The organism is Micrococcus sp. HSID17227 (assembly GCF_003989405.1).
GTDB lineage: Bacteria > Actinomycetota > Actinomycetes > Actinomycetales > Micrococcaceae > Micrococcus > Micrococcus luteus.
Map to the genome: position 1 here is coordinate 1 of NZ_RBLN01000300.1, position 2,466 is coordinate 2,466.

The following is a 2,466-nucleotide window of genomic DNA, read 5'->3' on the forward strand; positions in this document are numbered from 1 at the left end:
GGCGGGGCTGGTCTGGGCGCACCAGCCTGCCGCGACCCCACGGCCGGAGACGGTGGCGCAGGTCCCCTCGGCCTCGGAGGAGTCGCGCGCGCTCGCGAGGGCGCTGAAGGCGCACGGCTGCCGATTCGTGGGGCCGACCACGTGCTTCGCCCTGATGGAGGCCGCCGGGGTCGTGGACACCCACCTTCTCGGCTCGTGGCGAAGAGGGGCGTCCGGGATCTGGGAGTGAGCGGGGCCTCCGGCAGGATGGGGAGCTGACCGCAGGACGTCCACACGAAAGGGTGACGACTGATGACCACCACCTCCGCCTCTCAGGGCTACCGCACGATCAACCCGGCCACCGGGGAGCTGCTGAAGTCCTTCGACAACGCCACGGATCAGCAGATCGCCGACGCCCTCGACGCCTCGCAGGCCGCCTACGAGCAGTGGTCCCGGAAGTCGGTGGCCGAGCGCGCCGCCGTCGTGAAGCGGATCTCCGAGCTGCTGGCCGAGCGCTCCAAGGACATCGCTGCGCTGATCACCACGGAGATGGGCAAGGCCCTCGGCGCGGCGGTCGGCGAGGTGCGCTACAGCGCCCAGATCTTCGGGTACTACGCGGACGAGGCCGAGGAGCTGCTCGCGGACCAGCCGATCAAGCAGTTCTCCGGGCAGGAGGCGTTCGTCCAGCGGCTGCCGATCGGCCCGCTGCTGGGGATCATGCCGTGGAACTTCCCGGTGTACCAGGTGGCCCGTTTCGTGGCGCCGAACCTCGTGCTCGGCAACACCATCCTGCTCAAGCACGCCGAGATCAACCCGCAGGTGGCGCAGCTGCTGGAAGAGCTCTTCACCGAGGCCGGCCTGCCGGAGTGCGTGTACCAGAACCTGTTCGCCACCCACGACCAGATCTCCACGATCATCGCCGATCCGCGCGTGCAGGGCGTGTCCCTCACCGGTTCGGAGCGGGCCGGCGCCGCCGTCGCCGAGCAGGCCGGCCGGCACCTCAAGAAGGTCGTCCTCGAGCTCGGCGGCTCCGATCCGTACATCGTGCTCTCCGCGCCGGACGCCCGCGCGGCCGCCCGCGACGCACTGGCCACCCGGATGGGCAACTGGGGCCAGGCCTGCAACTCGAACAAGCGCATGATCGTCATGGAGGACCTCTACGACGACTTCGTGGACGAGCTGGTCCAGCGCTCCTCGGCGATGAAGCCCGGCGACCCGACCTCGCGCGACGCCGACGTCTACGGCCCGCTGTCCTCCGAGTCCGCGGCCGACGGGCTCACCGAGCAGATCGCCGCGGCCAAGGAGGCCGGCGCCACCGTCCACGTGGGCGGCGAGCGCGTCTCCGGCCCGGAGGGCGAGGGCTTCTACGTCTCCCCGGCCGTGATCACGGACGTGGACCAGGAGAACCCCGCCTACACGCAGGAGCTGTTCGGCATGGCCGCCGTGGTCTACAAGGTGTCCTCGGCCGAGGAGGCCGTGGCGCTGGCCAACGACTCCCAGTACGGTCTCGGCGGCGCCGTGTTCTCCACGGACCTGGACGAGGCCAAGCGCGTGGCCGACCAGCTCGAGGTGGGGATGGCGAACGTGAACCTCGCCTCCGCCGCCGGCGCGAACCTGCCCTTCGGCGGCGTGAAGCGCTCGGGCTTCGGCCGCGAGCTCGGCCCCATGGCCGTGGACGAGTTCGCCAACAAGCGCCTCTACGCGGTGCAGGGCCCGCTGGAGAGCTGACCCCGGGCCGGGTCGGCCGGATGGGTCTCCCGCTCCGTCCGGCCCGTCGGCCGCCTGACGCACACAGAGTGGTCACGACGTGCCGTCACCGGAGTCCGGTGACGGCACGTCGTGACCACTCTGTTCGTCGGGGCCTGCTCGTCGGCCCCTCAGCCGCGCAGCGGGACGGTCGCCAGCACCTCGTGCAGCGGCCCGCCGGAGCGGCCCTCGCCGAGCCGGGACGCCACGACCTCGACCTCGTCGGCGGTCCACTGCGGCCCGCGGTACACCGTGAGCGCGTGCACGGCCTCGGCCAGCAGGACGGTGGCCGGTGCCGGCGGACGGGGCTCGCCCCGCCTCCGACCCCGAGGTCGGGGCGCGGCCCCCGAGACCCGCGCCACGGTGAGATGGGCACGCCGGCGGTCCTGGCCGTCGTCGTCGGCGAGCCAGGGCTCCGCCAGAAGCGCGCCGAGTTCCCGGACCTGCCCGCCCACCCCCACCCAGAGCGTGCGGTGGGAGAACTCCCCCGCTCCGGCCAGGTGCAGGTCCAGCGGGGCATGTCCCACCGCGATACGGCCGGCTTCGGTGACGACGTCGTCCACGGCGCCGGCGGGCACCTCCGGGTGGAACGCCAGCGTCAGGTGCCGCTGCTCCGGCTCGGTCCAGCGCAGCACGCGCCCGGCCCGGTCCCGGACGCCGTCGAGGGCCGGCTCGAGGTGGTCGAGCGCGGCCCTCGGCGGACGGATCGCGAGGAAGAGCCTCACGCCTGCGCGCGCGGAT

General features: G+C 72.8%; 3 protein-coding genes. 2 read left to right on the forward strand and 1 reads right to left on the reverse strand.

The window, feature by feature from the left end; genetic code table 11:
* On the forward strand, positions 1-229 hold a 229-nt coding region (locus tag D8M29_RS11030; RefSeq protein ID WP_148111595.1), incomplete at its 5' end, for a DNA-3-methyladenine glycosylase I.
* Positions 230-291: 62 nt separating this feature from the next.
* A complete protein-coding gene (locus D8M29_RS11035; protein ID WP_060974184.1) occupies positions 292-1,707 on the forward strand; it encodes an NAD-dependent succinate-semialdehyde dehydrogenase in 1,416 nt (471 codons plus the stop codon).
* Positions 1,708-1,856: 149 nt separating this feature from the next.
* Here D8M29_RS11035 and D8M29_RS11040 read toward each other — a convergent pair.
* Positions 1,857-2,466: 2'-5' RNA ligase family protein (locus D8M29_RS11040; protein ID WP_370450170.1), on the reverse strand; the 610-nt coding region annotated here is incomplete at its 5' end.

What these genes read in the sequence shown, in the direction of transcription:
- D8M29_RS11035 (WP_060974184.1), top strand. Translation starts at nt 292, where the DNA reads ATGACCACCACCTCCGCCTCTCAGGGCTACCGCACGATCAACCCGGCC.